Source organism: Pseudomonas sp. P7779 (genome assembly GCF_013386315.1).
GTDB lineage: Bacteria > Pseudomonadota > Gammaproteobacteria > Pseudomonadales > Pseudomonadaceae > Aquipseudomonas.
This window is the reverse complement of record NZ_JACARZ010000018.1, coordinates 104820-124508: the sequence shown is the minus strand read 5'-3', so window position 1 is coordinate 124508 and position 19689 is coordinate 104820. Positions and strand designations below refer to the sequence as shown.

The following is a 19689-nucleotide window of genomic DNA, read 5'->3' as shown; positions in this document are numbered from 1 at the left end:
CCACGCCGGCGCTGGAAAGGCCATATCATCCGTGAATATGCGCCATGACTCCAGCGCGAAAGCGTCGATCTACGGGTTAAATCGTAGATCGGGCGCTCTATATCGCCTTAAACGGGCGTTTCCACCAGTAAAGCGTCCACTCGCTGGAAGCCGCGCGGCAGTTTATTGCCACGACGACCCCGCTCACCCTTGTAGTGCTCGAGGTCGTCAGGGCGCAGTGACAACGTGCGCTTGCCGGCCTGCAACACCAGGGTCGAGCCTTCCGGGATCACGGCGATGTCGGTCACGTACTCTTCGCGACTGGCCACCCGCTCCCCGGGAATACCAATGATCTTGTTGCCCTTGCCTTTGCCCAACTGCGGCAAATCGCTGATCTTGAACACCAGCAGGCGCCCTTCGGTCGTCACCGACGCCAGCCAGTTGCCTTCACGGTCTTCCACCGGACGCGGCAGGATCACCTTGGCGTTGTTCGGCAGGCTCAACAACGCCTTGCCCGCCTTGTTCTTGGCCTGCAGGTCTTCACCTTTGACCACGAACCCATAGCCCGCATCGGAAGCGATGACGTACAACGAGTCATCGTCCGGCAGCAGCACGCACTCAAAATTCGCACCCGGCGGCGGTGTCAGGCGTCCGGTCAATGGCTCGCCCTGCCCCCGCGCCGATGGCAAGGTGTGCGCCGGCACCGAGTAACTGCGACCGGTGGAGTCGATAAACACCGCAAACTGGTTGGAACGCCCCGCCGCCGCGGTTTTGAAACCGTCGCCAGCCTTGTAAGACAGGCCGGTGGCGTCAATATCATGCCCTTTGGCTGAGCGAACCCAACCCTTTTCCGACAGAACGACGGTAATTTTCTCGTTGGGCAGCAGCTCGGTTTCGGTCAGGGCCTTGGCTTCGGCGCGCTCGACAATCGGCGAGCGGCGGTCGTCGCCATAGGTTTCGGCGTCCTTGATCAGCTCGGTGCGCACCAGCTTCTTCAGCTTGGCCTCGCTGCCCAGCAGGGCCTGGAGCTTGGCTTGTTCCTTGAGCAGCGCGTCCTGTTCGTCCCGCAGCTTCATCTCTTCCAGTCGCGCCAACTGACGCAGACGGGTGTCGAGGATGTAGTCGGCCTGGATTTCGCTGAGTTCGAAGCGCGCGATCAGCTCGGCCTTCGGGTGCTCGGCGGTACGGATGATATGGATCACTTCATCCAGGTTGAGGTAAGCGATCAGCAAGCCGTCCAACAGGTGCAGGCGGCGTTCGACCTTGTCCAGGCGGAATTGCAGGCGGCGACGCACGGTCTGCACCCGGAATTCCAGCCATTCCACCAGCAAAGCCCGCAGGTTCTTCAACTGCGGCTTGCCATCCAGGCCAATGATGTTGATGTTGACCCGATAGCTGGACTCCAGCTCGGTGCTGGCGAACAGATGCTGCATCAGCACTTCATGGTCGACCCGGCTGTTGGTCGGGATGATCACGATGCGGCACGGGTTTTCGTGGTCGGACTCGTCACGCAGGTCGGCGACTTGCGGCAGCTTCGACGGCTTGGCCTGCATCAGCGCGGCAATCTGCTCCAGCACCTTGGCGCCGGACACTTGGTGCGGCAGCGCCGTGACGATGATGTCGCCGTCTTCGATGTGGTACACGGCGCGCATGCGCACCGAGCCTTTACCGGTCTGGTAGATTTTCAGCAGGTCGGCGCGAGGCGTGATGATTTCTGCTTCGGTCGGGTAATCCGGGCCCTGGATATGCTCGCAGAGCTGTTCGACCGTAGCCTTCGGCTCATCCAGCAGGCGCACGCAGGCGCTGGCCACTTCCCGCAGGTTGTGGGGCGGTACGTCAGTGGCCATGCCCACGGCGATACCCGTGGTGCCATTGAGCAGGATATTGGGCAAACGTGCCGGCAACACCAGCGGCTCGTCGAGGGTGCCGTCAAAGTTCGGGCCCCAGTTGGCCGTGCCCTGGCCCAGTTCGCTGAGCAGCACTTCCGAATACCGCGACAGACGCGCTTCGGTGTAACGCATGGCGGCGAAGGACTTCGGATCATCCGGCGCACCCCAGTTACCCTGGCCGTCCACCAGCGTGTAGCGGTAGCTGAACGGCTGGGCCATCAGCACCATGGCTTCGTAGCACGCCGAGTCGCCGTGAGGGTGGAATTTACCGAGCACGTCACCGACGGTACGCGCCGACTTCTTGTGCTTGGAGTCAGCGTCCAGGCCCAACTCACTCATCGCATAGATAATGCGCCGCTGTACGGGCTTCAGGCCGTCGCCGATATGCGGCAAGGCACGGTCCATGATCACGTACATGGAGTAGTTGAGGTAGGCATTTTCGGTGAAGTCAGCCAGCGACCGGCGTTCAACGCCATCTAAGCTGTCTGCAAGGATGTCACTCATGCGGGCCTCATCATTGTTTGGTCTGGCGCAGCAGCAAAGTGCCGCTGCGCTGGGTAAATTCAAGTTGTTTCAATGCACTCATGCCCAGCAATACCTGTTCATCGCCCAAACCCGGTACCACGATGGCGCGCACGTCCCGAAGGACGATATCGCCCAGTTGCAGACGGCCCAACTCGGTCCGAAAGCCCTGGGTTCGCCCGTTGGCCGTACTCACGCCAACCGGCATGCCGCGTTCAAGCCCGAGACGGTCGGCCAATTCAGCCGGAACCGCCACGTCGGTGGCCCCGGTGTCGAGCATGAACTGCACCGGCTTGCCGTTGATCTGGCCAGTGGCGACAAAATGCCCTTGGCCGTTGCCCAGCAGTTTTACTTCGATATAACCCTCGTGCTGCTCCGAGGTCACCACGGCATTGGGGTTTTCCTGTCGCGCTTCCCACTGCCCAAAAAATCGTGTCGCCAAAAACAGGCCGGCGCCCCACGCGACGAACATCAACACACGCCCGGCGCGCTTGCCGGGTGGTTGCGCACTCATGGCTTGGCGCTCCAGCCACCCGCAGGGGCGGCGAAACGATAGACCACCGGCCGCTTTTCGCCATCGGCGCGGGCACCGAAGTTGTTGTCGATGCCGATCCAGGCACCGTCAGCGTCCACCACCAAGGCTTCGGCCAATCCATAGGCCTGGGCATAACGCCGATTCGGCGTCAGCGCTTCATCGGCAAACGACCAGCACAACTCCACCTGGGCCGTGACCGCATCCCGGCGACACACCTGAAACGCATTGCGCTCCAGGGTAAACAGCTTGCCATTGAACAGCGCCAGGTCGGCAAAGTCCTTGGACACCGCCTTGGCGCCCGGAAACTGCGCCGGCTGCATCTCCTGGCCGGCCTCGCTCAGCAATACACAAGGGCCGTCACAATCCCAGAGGGTTTGCGGGCGCTTGATGGAGATCAACCCGCGCCGCTCACGCTCTGCTGCGAGCCAGATTTGATTGCCTTCCGGGTTCACCACGATGCCTTCAAACAGCGCGTTGAAGTGCAGCAACATGCCACTGGCCCGAGCTTCGCGAACCATGCCCGGGGCGATCTTCAGCCACTCCGTTTCACCGTGTTCTGAGGAGAAAGGCACCCTGAGAACCGCCGCGTGGGCTTCGCTGACAATGTAACGGTTACCCGCCGCATCGCAGCTGATGCCTTCAAAATCCAGATCACCACCGCGAATCAACGAAGCCGCCCTGGTGCGTGAGCGCAGGCCAAAGGGCAAACCCGACGCCGGCACCGGCGGCACATCAATCTCGTATGTCTCTGCTTTCCAGACGTCACCGGCGGTATCGAGCCGGTAGATCTGGTCGTCATCGCGATCGGAGACTGTCCACAATTCGCTACCGCATAAGGCCAGGCCCGACAGGTTACCGCCGCGCATGCCTTCCACCGGGTGTTCCGACAACAGCTTCAGCTCAGCCACGGGCGCCGCGACCACCGAGGCGGTCGCCAACCCGCTCAACAACAGAATCGCCAGGGCGAAACTGCTGCGCATCAGCCCAGAACCTCGGCCAGGTTGCCCTTGGACTCCAGCCAGTTCTTGCGATCCGGCGCGCGTTTCTTCGCCAGCAACATGTCCATCATTTCCGAGGTGGCGGCGAAATCTTCCAGGGTCAACTGCACCAGGCGCCGAGTGTTCGGGTCCATGGTGGTTTCCCGCAGCTGCGGCGGGTTCATCTCACCCAGGCCCTTGAATCGGGTGACCTGCGGCTTGCCGCGTTTCTTCTCGGCCACCAGGCGGTCGAGAATGCCATCGCGCTCGGCTTCGTCCAGGGCGTAGAAAATCTCTTTGCCCAGGTCGATGCGGTACAGCGGCGGCATGGCGACATAGACGTGACCGGCATCCACCAATGGGCGGAAGTGCTGGACGAACAATGCACAGAGCAAGGTCGCAATGTGCAAGCCGTCGGAGTCGGCGTCGGCGAGGATGCAGATCTTGCCGTAGCGCAGCTGACTCATGTCCGCCGCGCCTGGGTCGACACCGATGGCCACGGCAATGTTGTGCACTTCCTGGCTGGCCAGTACTTCGCTGCCATCGACTTCCCAGGTGTTTAGGATCTTGCCGCGCAGGGGCAGGATCGCCTGGAATTCCTTGTCCCGCGCTTGCTTGGCGGAACCGCCGGCAGAATCACCTTCCACCAGGAACAGCTCGGAGCGCATCGGGTCTTGCCCGGCGCAGTCCGCCAGCTTGCCAGGCAGTGCCGGCCCCTGGGTAATGCGCTTGCGTTCGACTTTCTTGCTGGCCTTCAGGCGACGGCCGGCGTTGTTGATCGCCAACTCCGCCAGGGCCAGGCCCAATTCAGGGTGTTCGTTGAGCCACAGGCTGAAGGCATCCTTGACCACCCCGGAGACGAACGCCGCTGCCTCACGGGACGACAGGCGCTCCTTGGTCTGGCCGGAGAATTGCGGCTCCTGCATTTTCATCGACAGGACGAACGCGATCCGCTCCCAGACGTCTTCCGGCGCCAGCTTCACGCCGCGCGGCAGCAGGCTGCGGTATTCGCAGAATTCGCGCATGGCATCCAGCAAGCCCTGGCGCAAACCGTTGACGTGGGTACCGCCCTGGGCCGTCGGGATCAGGTTGACGTAGCTTTCCTGGACGCTGTCGCCACCTTCCGGCAGCCACAACAAGGCCCAGTCCACGGCTTCTTTATTACCCGCCAGGCTGCCGCAGAACGGCTCGTTCGGCAGGCGCTCGAATTCGCTGACAGAGTCTTCCAGGTAGGAACGCAGGCCGTCTTCGTAATGCCACTCGACCTTTTCGCCGGTGCCTTTGTCTTCAAAGCTGACCAGCAGGCCCGGGCACAGAACAGCCTTGGCCTTGAGCACATGCTTGAGGCGGCTGATGGAGAATTTGGGTGAATCGAAGTATTTCGGGTCCGGCGCGAAGTACACGCTGGTGCCGGTGTTGCGCTTGCCAACGGTGCCGATCACTTCCAGGTCGGTGGCCTTGTAGCCATCGGCGAAAGTCATCTGATACTCGTTGCCGTCCCGCTTGACCTTGACCCGTACGTGGTTCGACAAGGCGTTGACCACGGAAATACCCACGCCGTGCAAGCCACCGGAGAACTGGTAGTTCTTGTTGGAGAACTTGCCGCCGGCGTGCAGCTTGGTGAGGATCAGCTCGACGCCCGACACACCCTCTTCCGGGTGAATGTCCACCGGCATGCCACGACCGTCGTCGGACACTTCCAGGGAATGGTCGGCGTGAAGGATGACTTGTACCGACTTGGCGTGCCCGGCCAAGGCTTCGTCGACGCTGTTGTCGATGACTTCCTGGGCAAGGTGGTTCGGCCGACTGGTGTCGGTGTACATGCCGGGGCGTTTGCGCACCGGGTCGAGGCCCGAGAGGACTTCGATGGCGTCGGCGTTATAAGAGCTAGCGCTGGGAGTGGCCATGGGGTCTCGTCGTGAGTCGTTCGATTAAAAAGTAACCTGCGGTTTCACAATGCGGTGAAATCGAAGGATTGGTACTGATCGGAGCCTATGCCGGCAAAACTCAACAGCGCCGGCAACTGTTGGGCGAAGCCCTGGTAACCGTGATCGCCACCGGCCTGGATGCGCAAGGCACAGGCCCGGTAATACTGCTGGGCGAGGCGATAATCCAGTGTTTCATCGCCGGTCTGCAACCACACCTGATAACGCTGGGCGTCCTGGGGCGCCGGCACTTCCAGCTCGGCCAGGGCCGCGACGTGGTCGTGGGTCAGCTCCCAGGTCTCATCGGTGTAGAGGTTCTTCTGGGTGCCCAGGTAACCGTCGAACATCCGATGAGGGCTGACTGCCGGGTTGACCAGCAAGGCGTTGAGGCCATGGCGTTCGGCAAGATGGGTTGCATAGTAGCCGCCGAGTGAGCTGCCTACCAGCAGTGGCCTTCCGAGGTCACGGATAGCCGCCTCCAACTGGGGGATCGCCTGGCGGGGGTGGTGATGCAGGGCCGGCACGCGCAGTTGGTCGGCCAGACCGAGGCTGTCCATCACGGTGATCAACTGGCTGGCCTTGTTGGAGGCTGGTGCGCTGTTGAAACCGTGGATATACAAGATCGATGCGGACATTCCGGGTCCTCTGTGGGTCTGCCAAAGAGGCGCAGTTTACAGGGAAATCTCAGTAGCCGTTGCTACCGTAATCCACCTGAAACGCGAAGCCCTGCACCCGCTCCACACCGGTTTCCAACCGCCCGTCGGCATGCAACCGCAGCCAGCGATACCCGGGTGCCTGCTCACTCACGCTGAAATCCTCACTCCCGGGAGCGAACTGAATACAGGTAGAAGGCGAAGCCAACAAACGCACCCCATTGCGCTCCCGGTCAATTTCCTGATGCACATGCCCCCAAAGCACCGCCCGCACCTGCGGAAACCGATCCAGCACCGCAAACAACGCCTCAGGATTGCGCAAACCGATGGGCTCCATCCAAGCGCACCCAATCGACACCGGATGATGGTGAAAACACACCAGATGATGCCGAGTCGGCGCCTCACTCAACGATTGCGCCAACAGTTGCAGTTGCTGGTCCTGCAAATACCCCGGCACCGAGCCCGGCACCGCCGAGTCCAGCAGGGTAATCCGCCAGTTACCCACATCCACCACCGGTTCCAGCAACGCACTGTTGATCGCCGCTTGCAGCATCACCTGCGGCTCATCGTGATTCCCCGGGATCCAGCGCGCCGGCGCCTGAATCTGCCGCGTCATGTCACGAAACGCCTGATACGACTCCAGCGTACCGTCCTGGGACAAATCCCCGGTGGCCAGCACCAGATCAATCTGCGGCTGCTGCACCAACACCGTGTCGATCACCCGTTGCAGGCTCTCGCGGGTATTCATGCCCAGCAGGCCGCCGTCCGCCTCAGCAAACAGGTGACTGTCGGACAACTGCACCAGCAACGCCGAAGCGTCAGGGTTCATGGCGGATACGCTCGGCAAGGCGTTCTCCCAGGGCGTGATCACAGGAATGGACATTTGAGGCGATTATGCTGGGGCAGGACACAAAGAGGAAACCCGTGAAGCGGACGCAGTTCACATCTATCGAACGACTTCGAACTCGTGGCCCAGGGCCAGGCAGTGACTCAACCATTCACCGAGGAACACATTGAGCTGTGCTTTCTCATCGGGTTGGTGCATGAACACGTTGGGGTAAGGATAGATGCTGCGAAAGCGTCGTGCATGTTCGGCGCTGATCACTTCGGCCATGCGTGCGTCGTGGTACACCTGCACTTCCAGCTGCGGCACCGGCAGCCACGGCAGGCTGTGCTCCTGACGCACCCGCAAAGTGGTGGTGTACGGGCAGTTCACGATCACTTCCAGGGTCAGCACGCCGAGCATCTGGTCGCCGTGGGTCACGGCAATGCGCCGCGCCTCGGGGGTGTGGCGCATGTCCGGCAGCAGCCGCATCAGCCGTGCATAGTTGGCCTCGCAGGCTGCTTGCAGCCCGATCAGGTCAACCCGATATCGCTCCCGTGCCTTTACTGCCATAACCCCCTCACTTCCGCGCGATTAAGCGCAAGCCATTGCAGGGCAATAATGCTCGCTGCGTTGGAAATTTTACCGTCACGTACCGCCTGCAGGGCGTCTTCAAAGGCCCAGACGGTGACGCGGATATCTTCGGCTTCCTCTTCCAGTCCATGGACGCCACCGGCCCCGGCGCTTTCGCAACGGCCCAGGAACAAGTGGACAAATTCGGTGCTGCCACCCGGCGACGGAAAGTACTTGGTGATCGGCCAGAGTGCGGAGAATGTAAGGCCAGCTTCCTCCTCGGCTTCGCGGTGTGCAACCTCCTCCGGTTGCTCATCCTTGTCGATCAGGCCGGCGACCATTTCGATCAGCCACGGGTTGTCGGTACGCCCCATGGCGCCGACGCGAAACTGCTCGATCAGCACCACTTCATCGCGCTGCGGGTCGTAGGGCAGTACACACACGGCGTCATGACGCACAAAGACTTCGCGATTGAGCTCACGGCTCATGCCGCCATCAAACTTCTCGTGCCGCAGTTTCAGCCGATCCAGTTTGTAGAAGCCCTTGTAGGCATTGTCGCGCTGAACAATCTCGACCTTGCTCGGCGTCGATTTCGCTGTGTCCGTCATATCAACCCTCGTTTATTGCCTTGCGGTGTCGAGGCGGCCTCGACATCGCGCCATCCTAACGCGCTCGTGCCCCTTGATGCAGCCCCTTTCCGGTTGCCGGGATAGACGGCGGGCGTCAAACTCACTCTAATCAGCTTAGTGGCGAACTGACTGCCTTGTCGGGAGTCGAAGCTCCACATTTTCACCTTTCCTCGATTTATGAAGGACACACATGTCGCTTTTAAAAATCGCCTCCGTGGCCTGTATCGCCTTGACCCTGGGTGCTTGCCAGAGCCTGTTCCAACCGGCCTATCTGAAGCCGCTGGACACCACCGCCGACGCCTCCGAGCAGATCAAACCCGGCTGCAGCAGTCCGGATTGCCCGCTGGTAAACATCGATACCGTGCACTTCCCGTCCGAGCCGCAGTTGGACCAGATCATCGAACAGCGCCTGCTGCAGATGGCCCGCACTTCACCTGGCCAGGCCATGCCCGCCACCCTGAACGCCTACCGCGACAAGTTCTTGCGTGAGTCCCCTGACCGCAACAGCATGTACTTGCAGGCCAAGGTACGTGAGCAGCATGACGGACTGGTGATCATCGAAGTGTCCAGCTACCTGGACACCGGCACCGCCCACGGCGAGCCGGGCCGCGGCTTCATCAACTATTCACGCCTGCTGCACAAAGAGCTGAGCCTGACCGACATGCTGTTGCCGGGCCAGGAAGATGCATTCTGGAAGACCGCGAAAGTCGCCCACAACAACTGGCTGATCAACTCGCAGATGGACCGTGACCCGGAGTTCGTGAAGAACTGGCCGTTCCAGAAAACCCCGAATGTGGCGCTGACCAGCAATGGCGTGGTGCTCAAGTACAACGTGACCACCATCGCGCCGTACGCATTGGGGCTGATCGAAATGACCATCCCCTATGCGCGCCTCACCGGCGTGATCAAGCCTGAGCTGGTGCCCGCACGCCACTGAAGGCCCGGCCCAGGATAAAGTGCAACAGCCCTGCCAGCACCAGCGCCGGCAGGGTCGCGCCGACATCCGGGTACAGATTCGCCAACAGGTGATAGGTGCTGATCCCTCCAAGCCACGCCAGCAGTGCCGGCCAGCGCAGGTTGGCGGCAACACCATGGCCACGACGGCGCAGGATGAAGTGATCCACCAGCACCACGCCGAACAGCGGCGCGAACACCGAGCCGATCAGCAGCAGGAAGTTCTGGTACTGCGCCAACGGTGCAAAGCAGGCGATCAGCGTGCAGATAACGCCAATGGCCAATGCCAGGTGCTCGACTTTCAAGCGCAACAGAATCCCGCTGGACACCGCCGCCGAGTGAATATCGGCGAACGCGTTTTCTGATTCATCCAACAGGATCAGCAGCAGCGGAATCCCCAGGCCGGCTCCGGCCAATGCCAGCAGCAACGCATTCACTTCACCGCTCGGCGCAAACGCCAGGGTGTAGGCCACGCCAAGGCTCATCAGCCAGAAGTTGCCGATGAAGAAACCCAGTGCCGTGCCGCCGAACACGTTTTTCGCGCGTTTGCCGAAACGTGAGTAGTCGGCAATCAGTGGCAGCCAGGACAGCGGCATGGCAATCGCGATATCGAAGCCAACGGCAAACGGCATCGAACCGTCACCAGCCTGGGCCCAGAGAGTGGCCAGGTCGGCCTTGGCAAACAGGTTCCAGGTCAGCCACAGGCAGGCGGCCAGCAGCAGCCAGATGCCCCACTTGCGCAGGATCTGCCGCACGAAGGTCAGCGGACCGCTGACGGCAAGCAAGGTCGCGAGGGCGCCGAATACCAGGGTCCAGAACAATGGGCTGGTCAGCAGGCTGCCTTCACTGAACGCGCGGGCGCCCAACAGGCTGGCGGCGTCGCGCATCACGATGATTTCGAATGAGCCCCAGCCGATCAGCTGCAGCAGGTTCAGCAGCGCCGGCAGGCTTGCGCCCTTGGTGCCGAGGCTGAGTTTCAGGGCGGCCATGGATGACAGGCCGGTATCGCTGCCGATCACGCCGACGGCGGCCAGCAACAGCACGCCGACCAAAGTGCCGAGGAAAATTGCCAGTAAGGAACCGGAGAGGCCCAGGCCCGGCGCCAACAGTGCACCGGTTTGCAGGACCATCAGGCCGATGCCCAGGGAGAACCACAGGGAAAAGAGATCGCGGGCGCCGAAGACGCGTTTGTCCAAGGGCACTGCGATGTCTGGGGAATAGGTGCTGGGTTGAATGCTCAAGGGTGTTATCTCAGAGGGACACTATTATTTGAATCAGCAAAGTCCCCTGTGGCGAGGGAGCTTGCTCCCGCTGGGCGGCGAAGCCGCCCCAAAACCTGCAACCGATGAGTGTCAGTCAAGACACCGATCCAGATTCCGGGAGCGCTGCGCACTCCAGCGGGAGCAAGCTCCCTCGCCACAGGTTCTGATTCAGACCTTTTTGTACAGCTGGCTACCTTCCTGCTTGAACCGCTCCGCCTGCTCCGCCAGTCCCTTGGCCACGTCCACATCCACCGCTTCAATGCGCTGGTTGGCCGCGTACTCACGCACTTCCTGGGTGATCTTCATCGAGCAGAATTTCGGCCCGCACATCGAGCAGAAATGCGCGACCTTGGCCGAGTCCTTCGGCAAGGTTTCATCGTGGTAAGAACGCGCCGTGTCCGGGTCCAGGCCCAGGTTGAACTGGTCCTCCCAACGGAATTCAAAGCGCGCCTTGCTCAACGCGTTGTCACGAATCTGCGCCCCCGGATGCCCCTTGGCCAAGTCCGCCGCATGGGCCGCGATCTTGTAGGTGATGATCCCGGTCTTCACATCGTCCTTGTTCGGCAGGCCCAAATGCTCCTTCGGCGTGACGTAGCAGAGCATCGCGCAACCGAACCAGCCGATCATCGCCGCCCCGATGCCCGAGGTGATGTGGTCATAACCCGGGGCGATGTCGGTGGTCAGCGGACCGAGGGTGTAGAACGGCGCCTCGTCGCAGCACTCCAGCTGCTTGTCCATGTTCTCCTTGATCAACTGCATCGGCACGTGGCCCGGGCCTTCGATCATGGTTTGCACGTCGTGCTTCCAGGCAATCTTGGTCAACTCGCCGAGGGTTTCCAGCTCGCCGAATTGTGCGGCGTCGTTGGCGTCGGCAATCGAGCCCGGGCGCAGGCCGTCTCCCAGGGAGAAGCTGACGTCGTAGGCCTTCATGATTTCGCAGATTTCGTCGAAATGGGTGTAGGTGAAGTTCTCTTTGTGGTGCGCCAGGCACCACTTGGCCATGATCGAACCACCACGGGACACGATGCCGGTGACGCGCTTGGCGGTCAGCGGTACATAGCGCAGCAATACGCCGGCGTGGATGGTGAAGTAGTCGACGCCCTGCTCGGCCTGTTCGATCAGGGTGTCGCGGAACAGCTCCCAGGTCAGGTCTTCAGCGGCGCCGCCGACTTTTTCCAGGGCCTGGTAGATCGGCACGGTACCGATCGGCACCGGCGAGTTGCGGATGATCCACTCGCGGGTTTCATGGATGTGCTTGCCGGTGGACAGGTCCATCACCGTGTCCGACCCCCAGCGAATGCCCCACGTCAGTTTCGCCACTTCTTCTTCGATGGACGAACCCAGGGCGCTGTTGCCGATGTTGCCGTTGATCTTCACCAGGAAGTTACGGCCGATGATCATCGGTTCCAGTTCGGTGTGGTTGATGTTGGCCGGGATGATCGCGCGGCCACGGGCGATTTCTTCGCGGACAAATTCCGGGGTGATGATTTTCGGCACGCTGGCGCCGAAGCTGTGGCCGGCGTGCTGCTGGTCCAGCAGGCCGGCGGCGCGGGCCTCTTCCAGCTTCATGTTTTCGCGGATGGCGACGTATTCCATCTCGGCGGTGATGATGCCTTTGCGGGCGTAGTGCATCTGGGTGACGTTGGCCCCGGCCTTGGCACGGCGCGGGTTTTTCACGTGGGCAAAACGCAGCGCGGTCAGCTCGGCATCGCTCAGGCGCTGTTGGCCGAAGTGCGAGCTCAAGCCCGACAGGCGCTCAGTGTCGCCGCGGGATTCGATCCACGGCGAGCGCACATCGCCCAGGCCTTTGCGCACGTCGATGATCACGTTCGGGTCGGTGTAGGGGCCTGAGGTGTCGTAGACCACTACGGGCGCATTGATTTCGCCGCCGAAGTCGGTGGGGGTCACGTCGAGACTGACTTCGCGCATCGGCACGCGGATATCCGGACGGGTGCCCTGGACGTAGATTTTTTGCGAGCGGGTAAACGGCTGCACGGAACCGGAGTCGACCTTGGCCGATTCACTCAAGTGCACGGTGTTTTTTGATTTTTGGCTTTTTAATTCGATGCTCATCACGGGCTCTCCAACTATCCAGGCGGTGGATTTTTGTCGGAGTGAACCTGTGACGGATGGACGCACTGTGACAGTGCTGTGCTTGGCGCACGGGCTGTTCGATTGTCGAACAACATCCCGGACGAAGCACAAGAGGACTCGCCGGGTGACGAGAAATCTTGTTCCCTACGCAGGCGCTAACCTGATCAGGTTCAACGGGATCCGGTATTTACCGATCTCAGCCTTCCAACAAGGCACCCCGACAAGAACGCGGCCAGTCTAGACCATGGAGCAGGCAAATTGCCAACGGCGGTGCATTCATCGTGATGAATGGCGTAATTACAGGATTGTTGTGCCGTGATAGCGCCACTACACTCGGTGACTGCCTGAGGTCTTGACGCCAGGAATGGGCCGCCTTAGCCTTGGGCTCCAAATTATCGCTGTAATATTTATTCTAGGGATCGCCTCATGCTGCGCAAACTTTCACTGGCTCTTGCCGTGTCTTGTGCGACCAACGGACTGGTCTGGGCAGCTGAAGCGCCCCTGACGACCAAAACCGACCTGGTCAGCGTCTACCAGGAAGCGGTGGACAACAACGCCGACCTGGCCGCCGCCCGAGCCCAATACGGCGCGCAGAAAGAAGTGGTGCCCCAGGCCCGCGCCGGGTTGCTGCCGAACCTGTCGGCCGGTGCCGACATCAACAATGTGCGCACCCAGCTGGACCAGCCCGCCGCCACGGTCAACCGCGACGCCCATTCCTGGCGCGCGACCTTGAGCCAGCCGCTGTTCCGCGCTGATCGCTGGTTCCAGCTGCAAGCCGCTGAAGCCGTCAACGAGCAGGCCGCGCTGCAACTCTCGGCCACCGAACAGAACCTGATCCTGCAAAGCGCCGAAAACTACTTCGCCGTGCTGCGGGCCCAGGACAACCTGGCGTCCACCAAGGCCGAAGAAGCCGCGTTCAAGCGCCAGCTGGACCAGTCCAACGAACGCTTTGACGTCGGCCTGTCGGACAAGACCGACGTGCTGCAATCCCAGGCCAGCTACGACACCGCACGGGCCAACCGCATCCTGGCCCAGCGTCAGGTGGACGACGCCTTCGAAGCGCTGATCACCCTGACCAACCGCCAGTACAACTCGATCCAGGGCATCGTCCACACGCTGCCGGTGCTGCCGCCGGCGCCGAACGACGCCAAGGCCTGGGTCGAAACCGCCGGCCGCCAGAACCTGAACCTGCTGGCCAGCAACTATGCCGTCACCGCCGCCGAAGAAACCCTCAAGCAACGCAAGGCCGGCCACGCGCCGACGCTGGATGCCGTGGCGCAATATGAAAAAGGTGACAACGACGCCCTGGGCTTCAGCAACCCGAGCGCCTTTGGCCAGCCGTATCACGGTGACGTTTCGCAACGCACCGTAGGCTTGCAGTTGAGCATCCCGCTGTACAGCGGCGGCCTGACCAGCTCGCAAGTGCGCGAATCCTATTCCCGCCTGGGGCAGACCGAGCAGCAGCGCGAAGGCCTGCGTCGCCAGGTGGTGGAAAACACCCGCAACCTGCACCGCGCGGTGAACACCGATGTGGAGCAGGTACAGGCGCGCCGCCAGTCGATCATCTCCAACCAGAGCGCGGTGGAAGCCACGGAAATCGGTTACCAGGTGGGCACGCGCAACATCGTCGATGTGCTGGACGCCCAGCGCCAGCTGTACACCTCGGTGCGCAACTACAACAACAGCCGCTACGACTACATCCTCGACAACCTGCGCTTGAAGCAGGCGGCGGGCACGTTGAACCCGGGGGACTTGCAGGATCTGGCGCGTTACCTGAAGGCCGACTACAACCCGGACAAGGACTTCCTGCCGCCGGACCTGGCCAAGGCCGCCGCGGCGCAGCTGAAGGCTAACCCGGGTTACTAAGACTGCCAAATAACCCAATGTGGGAGCGGGCTTGCTCGCGAAGGCGGTGTATCAGTCGACTTATTCGCTGACTGACACTGCGCATTCGCGAGCAAGCCCGCTCCCACATTTGATTTATGTTGTTAGACGTTAAGCAGTCTGCCCAACCCATCCAGCAAACGCTTCAACGCCCCCTGATTGGCGCGCATCACCGCCAGCCCCGCCTGCCCCATTCTCTGCGCGTCACGCGGCAGCTCGAACAAACGCTGCACCGCCACCGCCAAACCCTCGGCATCGTCCACTTCCTGCAACGCACCGGCGTCACGCATCATTGCGCTGATTTCCAGGAAGTTGAACACGTGGGGCCCGCAGATAACCGGCTTGGCCAAGGCCGCCGGTTCCAGCGGGTTATGCCCGCCCGTGGCAACCAGGCTACCGCCGACAAAAGCGCTGTCGGCCAGGGCATACAGAAACAGCAACTCGCCCATGGTGTCGCCCAGCAACACCGAGGTTTGCGCCGTCACCGCCTCGCCGCTGGAGCGACGCACCGTGGCGAAACCCTGCTGCTGGCACAGCTCGAACATCGGGTTGAAGCGCTCCTGATGGCGCGGCACCAGGATCAGCAACGCATTGGGATAACTGGCAAGCAACTGGCGATGGGCAGCGAGCACCACTTCGTCTTCGCCTTCGTGGGTGCTGGCGGCGATCCACACCGGGCGTTCACTGGCGTGCCACTGTTCACGCAACGCGGCGGCGCGCGCCAGCAGTTGCGGGTCGATGGTCAGGTCGAACTTGATCGAGCCGGTGACTTCGACAGTCTCGGGCCGTGCACCCAGGCTGCGAAAACGCTCGGCCTCGGTTTCGGTCTGGACGGCGAACAGGCTCATTTCCGCCAGCATCGGCGCGGTCAGCCTGGCGAAACGCCCGTAGCCCTTGGCCGAGCGAGCCGACAGCCGCGCGTTGGCCAATGCCACGGGAATCCCGCGTTTGGCGCACTGGTGAATATGGTTGGGCCACAGTTCGGTCTCCATGATCACCGCCAGTTTCGGCTGCACGCGATCGAGAAAACGCTTGGCCGCACAGGGCAAATCGTACGGCAGGTAGCAGTGCTGGATGCGCGGCTCGTTGGCGAACAACGCCTGGATGCGCTCGGAACCGGTGGGCGTCATGCAGGTGACGGTGATCGGCAGCTGTGGATAACGTTCCAGCAGCCCGCGAATCATCGGCGCAGCGGCGATGCTTTCGCCCACCGACACCGCATGCACCCAGATCCCGCCGGGTTGCATCACCGGCAAGCCCCAGGAGAAGCGTTCACCCACGCGCTTCGCGTAAGCAGGCGCTTTGCGGGCCCGCAGCCACAGACGTAAAGCCACCAACGGCAGCGCCAGGTAAAACAGACAGCTGTAGAGAGTTCTATTCATGGCGGCGGAGTTTATCGGCTTTTTCAGTCGATCGCCTGCAAGCACTCGGCAAAACGTTCGGCGAGGAAACGCGCGGCCGGGCCGAGGGGCTCGTCGCGACGCCAGACCAGCTCCACCACCAGCGCCGGCGGGGTCCATTCGCTGTTCAGTTCGACCATCTGGTTCTGATAGGCCGGATACTGCACCACATGCCGCGGCAACCAGGCCCAACCCAGGCCGCGCGCCAGCCATTCGGCCAGCACGTAGAAACTGTCAGCCCGCCACACTTGCGGGCTGGCGGCCTCGCTGCCGGGATACACACTGGTCTGGGTCGCCATCAGCAATTGGCGAAACTGCGCCAGGCGCTGGCAATCCACGAACTGTTCCTTGGCCATGGGATGCCCGATACCGCACACGGTCACCATCTCCACACTGCCCAGCACGCGGCGCTCCAACGCTTCGGGAATCTGATCGTGATAGAACAGCAGGCCCAGATCCGCCTTGCGCTCCACCAGCTTGCGCGCGACATCGCCTTGGGCGGCGCTGGACAACTGCACTTCCAGGCTGGGAAATTTTCCCGCCAGCGCTTCGAGGCTATCGAGCACCGGCTGATAGAGCATGGCTTCATCCTGGGCCAGGCGCAGGCGCGCCTCTTCACCGCGCATCAATGACAAGGCACGGCCATTCAGGCGCTCGCACTGGCGCAAGACTTCCCGCGCCTCCTCGAGCAGTGCCGTGCCCGCCTCGGTCAAACGGGGCTGGCGGCCGCTGCTGCGATCAAACAGGGATACGCCCAGGTCCGCCTCCAACAGGGCAATCCCATTGCTGACCGCCGATTGCGCCCGACGCTGGTCCCGCGCCACCGCCGAAAATGAACGCTGCTCGGCGACGCTGACAAACAGGCGCATTTGCTCAAGACTCCACTGCACGCTCATGGCTCAACCCATCTTAAATTCGGATAGGTAATGACTTTACCGCATCTGACAAGTCTCTAAAATGCCAACCTTTGTAGGAGCGAGCTTGCTCGCGAAAAACCTGAGAACGCTGCGTTATCGTTGACGATTTTCGCGAGCAGGCTCGCTCCTGCGGTTGAACCCCTGTACCGAGGATTTACCCATGAACGCCGCCTACTATTACCTGGCCATTGCCATCTGCTCGGAAGTGATCGCCACCGTTTCCATGAAAGCGATCAAGGGTTTCAGCACGCCAATCCCGTTGTTGCTGGTGATCGTCGGCTACGGCGTGGCCTTCTGGATGCTCACGCTGGTGGTGCGCACCGTGCCGGTGGGTGTCGCGTATGCAGTGTGGGCCGGGATGGGCATCGTGATGGTCAGCATCGCCGCGCTGTTTATCTACGGGCAGAAACTGGATATCCCGGCGATGCTGGGCATGGGCCTGATTGTGCTGGGCGTGGTGGTGATTCAGTTGTTCTCGAAAACGGCCGGGCACTGAGCGTTCACGTGAGATTCAATTGAGGCCGAAACTCGCAGCCTCGTTCCACTCGACAGCTCCTGCGGTGCGTCTGTCATCCGGGAGCGTTGGGGCGAAGATTCACTTCATGAGCCTGTATACTGCGCAGCCTGTCTTGAACACTGAGGTCGCTGCATGCCATCCGTTATTTCCACCGACGTTCTGATTGTCGGCGCCGGGGTTGCCGGCCTCTGGCTCAATGCGCGCCTGCGCCGCCAGGGCTTTTCCACGGTATTGGTGGAAAGCGCCACCCTCGGTGGCGGGCAAAGCGTGAAGTCCCAGGGGATCATCCACGGCGGCGCCAAATACGCACTGCACGGCGCCCTGACCGGTGCCTCCGAAGCCATCGCCGACATGCCCCGCCGCTGGCGCGAAGCCCTGGCGGGCAACGGTGAACTGGATCTCTCCGGTGTGCGCCTGCTGTCCGAAGCCCACTATTTGTGGTCGCCGGGCACCATCGCCGGCAACCTCACCAGTTTCTTCGCGAGCAAGGCCGTGCGTGGCCGCGTGGATCAAGTGAAGGGCGATGACCTGCCACCGGCCCTGCAAGATCGCCGCTTCAAGGGCAAGGTCTATCGCCTGGCCGAACTGGTGATCGACGTCCCAAGCCTTATCGAACGCCTGGCCCAACTGGCCGGCGACGGTTTGCTCGCGGGCAAACAGATCGAACCCTTGCTGGAACAAGGCACACTGGTCGGCCTGAAGGTCGATGGCCGTGAGATCCGCGCCCAGCGTATCGTCATCAGCGCCGGCGGCGGCACCGCTGACCTTCTCGGCGCCCTGGGCCTGAGCCAGCCCGCCATGCAACGCCGACCTCTGCACATGATCATCGCCAAGGGCCCCGGCCTGAAGCCGCTGTACGCCCACTGCCTGGGGGGCGGCACCAAACCGCGCATTACCGTGACCACGCATCCCGCCGCCGACGGCAATTGGGTGTGGTACCTGGGCGGCGATATCGCCGAAGCCGAAGGTGTGGCCCGTACCCCGGAGCAACAGATCGCCACCGCCCAAAAAGAGCTGGGGCAGTTGCTGCCCTGGATCGACATGAGCCAGACCCAATGGGCCACCTTGCGCGTCGACCGCGCCGAACCATTGCAGTCAGGCCTGACCCGCCCGGACAACGCGTTCCTCGCCGAACAGGATCGCCTGTTGGTGGGCTGGCCGACCAAGCTGGCATTGGCACCGGATTTCGCCGATCGAGTGATCAACGCACTGGAGCGTGACGGCATCAAGCCCGGAACTACCGAAAAACTGCCCGAGCTGCCGAAACCCGCCATCGCCCAACCCGCCTGGGAGCAACTGCTGCCATGACCCTGCCGACTCTGCACGACCTCCACCGCCCGCTGGGCAGCACCGGCCTGCTGGTCTCGCCGCTGGGCCTGGGCACCGTCAAGCTAGGCCGCGACCAAGGGGTGAAATACCCCAGTGGCTTCCAGATTCCCGATGACGATGCGGCGCGGATGCTGTTACGCCAGGCCCGGCAATTGGGCATCAACCTGATCGACACTGCGCCCGCCTATGGCCGCAGCGAAGAACGCCTGGGCCCGCTGTTGCGCGGCCAGCGCCAGGAATGGGTAATTGTCAGCAAGGTGGGCGAAGAATTTGCCGAAGGCGTATCCCATCACGACTTCAGCGCAGCCCACACCCGGCTTTCGGTGGAGCGCAGCCTGAAACGACTGGAAACGGATTTTATCGACCTGGTGCTGGTGCACTCCGACGGCAACGACCTGCATATCCTCAATGATTGCGAGGTTTACCAGACCTTGGAAGACCTCAAGCGCGAGGGCAAGATCCGTGGTTTCGGCTTCTCCGGCAAAACCGTCGAGGGCGGTGTAAAGGCTCTGGAACAAGGTGATTGCGCCATGGTCACCTACAATTTGAACGAACAGGCCGAGAAAGCCGTCATTGATTATGCCGCCGCACACGGCAAGGGCATCCTGGTGAAAAAGGCACTAGCCAGTGGCCATGTCTGCCTGGAATCCGGAGTGGATCCAATTCACGCCAGTTTCATGTTGTTGTTTGCGCAAACTGGCGTTGCCAGTGCTATTGTCGGGACCATTAATCCGCTGCACCTCGCCCACAACGTGGCGACCGCTGCCAAGGTCATTCGCCAACTCTGATGCCGCCGACGCGGCCGACCCCGACGCAAGAAGGAGCCG

At 61.9% G+C, this 19689-nt stretch carries 17 protein-coding genes and 1 riboswitch; of the genes, 5 read left to right on the top strand and 12 right to left on the bottom strand.

Annotation, left to right across the window (positions count from 1 at the left end):
• Nucleotides 1–107: 107 nt before the first annotated feature.
• The 8 genes from parC to HX869_RS06560 all read right to left on the bottom strand — a co-directional run bounded on the left by parC (nt 108) and on the right by HX869_RS06560 (nt 8484).
• Nucleotides 108–2372 carry a DNA topoisomerase IV subunit A gene (gene parC, locus HX869_RS06595; protein WP_003217539.1) on the bottom strand — a complete coding sequence of 755 codons (2265 nt, stop codon included), beginning with the start codon at nt 2370–2372 and terminating at the stop codon, nt 108–110.
• Between the two features lie 10 nt (nt 2373–2382).
• Entirely contained in the window at nt 2383–2904 is a 522-nt protein-coding gene (locus HX869_RS06590; protein ID WP_008439113.1) for a TIGR02281 family clan AA aspartic protease, read from the bottom strand.
• Nucleotides 2901–3905, bottom strand: coding sequence for an esterase-like activity of phytase family protein (locus tag HX869_RS06585; RefSeq protein ID WP_178902890.1), 1005 nt, complete (start codon nt 3903–3905; stop codon nt 2901–2903). The genes HX869_RS06590 and HX869_RS06585 overlap by 4 nt, the downstream gene beginning before the upstream one ends.
• Entirely contained in the window at nt 3905–5809 is a 1905-nt protein-coding gene (gene parE, locus HX869_RS06580; protein WP_003209518.1) for a DNA topoisomerase IV subunit B, read from the bottom strand. Before parE ends, HX869_RS06585 begins: the two co-directional genes overlap by 1 nt.
• A 44-nt stretch (nt 5810–5853) precedes the next feature.
• Complete coding sequence (locus HX869_RS06575) at nt 5854–6462, bottom strand: YqiA/YcfP family alpha/beta fold hydrolase (protein ID WP_003209516.1); 609 nt, start codon at nt 6460–6462, stop codon at nt 5854–5856.
• A 49-nt stretch (nt 6463–6511) separates the two neighbouring features.
• The gene (gene cpdA, locus HX869_RS06570; protein WP_008439120.1) at nt 6512–7327 is read right to left on the bottom strand and encodes a 3',5'-cyclic-AMP phosphodiesterase; all 816 of its coding nucleotides are present in this window, start codon (nt 7325–7327) and stop codon (nt 6512–6514) included.
• 99 nt (nt 7328–7426) lie between these two features.
• Nucleotides 7427–7876, bottom strand: coding sequence for a DUF1249 domain-containing protein (locus HX869_RS06565; protein ID WP_003209507.1), 450 nt, complete (start codon nt 7874–7876; stop codon nt 7427–7429).
• The gene (locus HX869_RS06560; protein WP_003209505.1) at nt 7867–8484 is read right to left on the bottom strand and encodes an NUDIX domain-containing protein; all 618 of its coding nucleotides are present in this window, start codon (nt 8482–8484) and stop codon (nt 7867–7869) included. Before HX869_RS06560 ends, HX869_RS06565 begins: the two co-directional genes overlap by 10 nt.
• 211 nt (nt 8485–8695) lie before the next feature.
• Between HX869_RS06560 and HX869_RS06555 the strand changes: the two genes are divergently transcribed.
• Nucleotides 8696–9442 carry an RsiV family protein gene (locus HX869_RS06555; RefSeq protein ID WP_087692488.1) on the top strand — a complete coding sequence of 249 codons (747 nt, stop codon included), beginning with the start codon at nt 8696–8698 and terminating at the stop codon, nt 9440–9442.
• Here HX869_RS06555 and cytX read toward each other — a convergent pair.
• Entirely contained in the window at nt 9411–10700 is a 1290-nt protein-coding gene (gene cytX / locus HX869_RS06550; protein WP_177008312.1) for a putative hydroxymethylpyrimidine transporter CytX, read from the bottom strand. The two genes, HX869_RS06555 and cytX, sit on opposite strands and share 32 nt — an antisense overlap.
• A 189-nt stretch (nt 10701–10889) precedes the next feature.
• Entirely contained in the window at nt 10890–12794 is a 1905-nt protein-coding gene (gene thiC / locus HX869_RS06545) for a phosphomethylpyrimidine synthase ThiC (protein ID WP_008439122.1), read from the bottom strand.
• A 145-nt stretch (nt 12795–12939) separates the two neighbouring features.
• A riboswitch (TPP riboswitch) is annotated at nt 12940–13045 on the bottom strand.
• Nucleotides 13046–13241: 196 nt separating this feature from the next.
• On the opposite strand from thiC, the gene HX869_RS06540 reads away from it, so the two are divergent.
• Nucleotides 13242–14681, top strand: a complete 1440-nt coding sequence (locus HX869_RS06540) for a TolC family outer membrane protein (RefSeq protein ID WP_102604279.1) — start codon at nt 13242–13244, stop codon at nt 14679–14681.
• A gap of 122 nt (nt 14682–14803) precedes the next feature.
• Here the strand turns inward: HX869_RS06540 and waaA are convergent, their stop codons facing one another.
• Both waaA and HX869_RS06530 read right to left on the bottom strand, forming a co-directional pair.
• Nucleotides 14804–16081 (bottom strand): lipid IV(A) 3-deoxy-D-manno-octulosonic acid transferase, encoded by a 1278-nt coding sequence (gene waaA, locus HX869_RS06535; RefSeq protein ID WP_178902889.1) that lies wholly within the window; start codon nt 16079–16081, stop codon nt 14804–14806.
• A gap of 23 nt (nt 16082–16104) precedes the next feature.
• Nucleotides 16105–16995 (bottom strand): LysR family transcriptional regulator, encoded by an 891-nt coding sequence (locus HX869_RS06530; protein WP_008439125.1) that lies wholly within the window; start codon nt 16993–16995, stop codon nt 16105–16107.
• Nucleotides 16996–17176: 181 nt separating this feature from the next.
• On the opposite strand from HX869_RS06530, the gene HX869_RS06525 reads away from it, so the two are divergent.
• The 3 genes from HX869_RS06525 (at nt 17177) to HX869_RS06515 (ending at nt 19650) form a co-directional block, all read left to right on the top strand.
• Nucleotides 17177–17512, top strand: coding sequence for a multidrug efflux SMR transporter (locus HX869_RS06525; protein WP_003209492.1), 336 nt, complete (start codon nt 17177–17179; stop codon nt 17510–17512).
• Between the two features lie 153 nt (nt 17513–17665).
• Complete coding sequence (locus HX869_RS06520; RefSeq protein WP_003209491.1) at nt 17666–18841, top strand: FAD-binding oxidoreductase; 1176 nt, start codon at nt 17666–17668, stop codon at nt 18839–18841.
• Nucleotides 18838–19650, top strand: coding sequence for an aldo/keto reductase (locus HX869_RS06515; protein ID WP_003209490.1), 813 nt, complete (start codon nt 18838–18840; stop codon nt 19648–19650). Before HX869_RS06520 ends, HX869_RS06515 begins: the two co-directional genes overlap by 4 nt.
• Nucleotides 19651–19689: the final 39 nt, after the last annotated feature.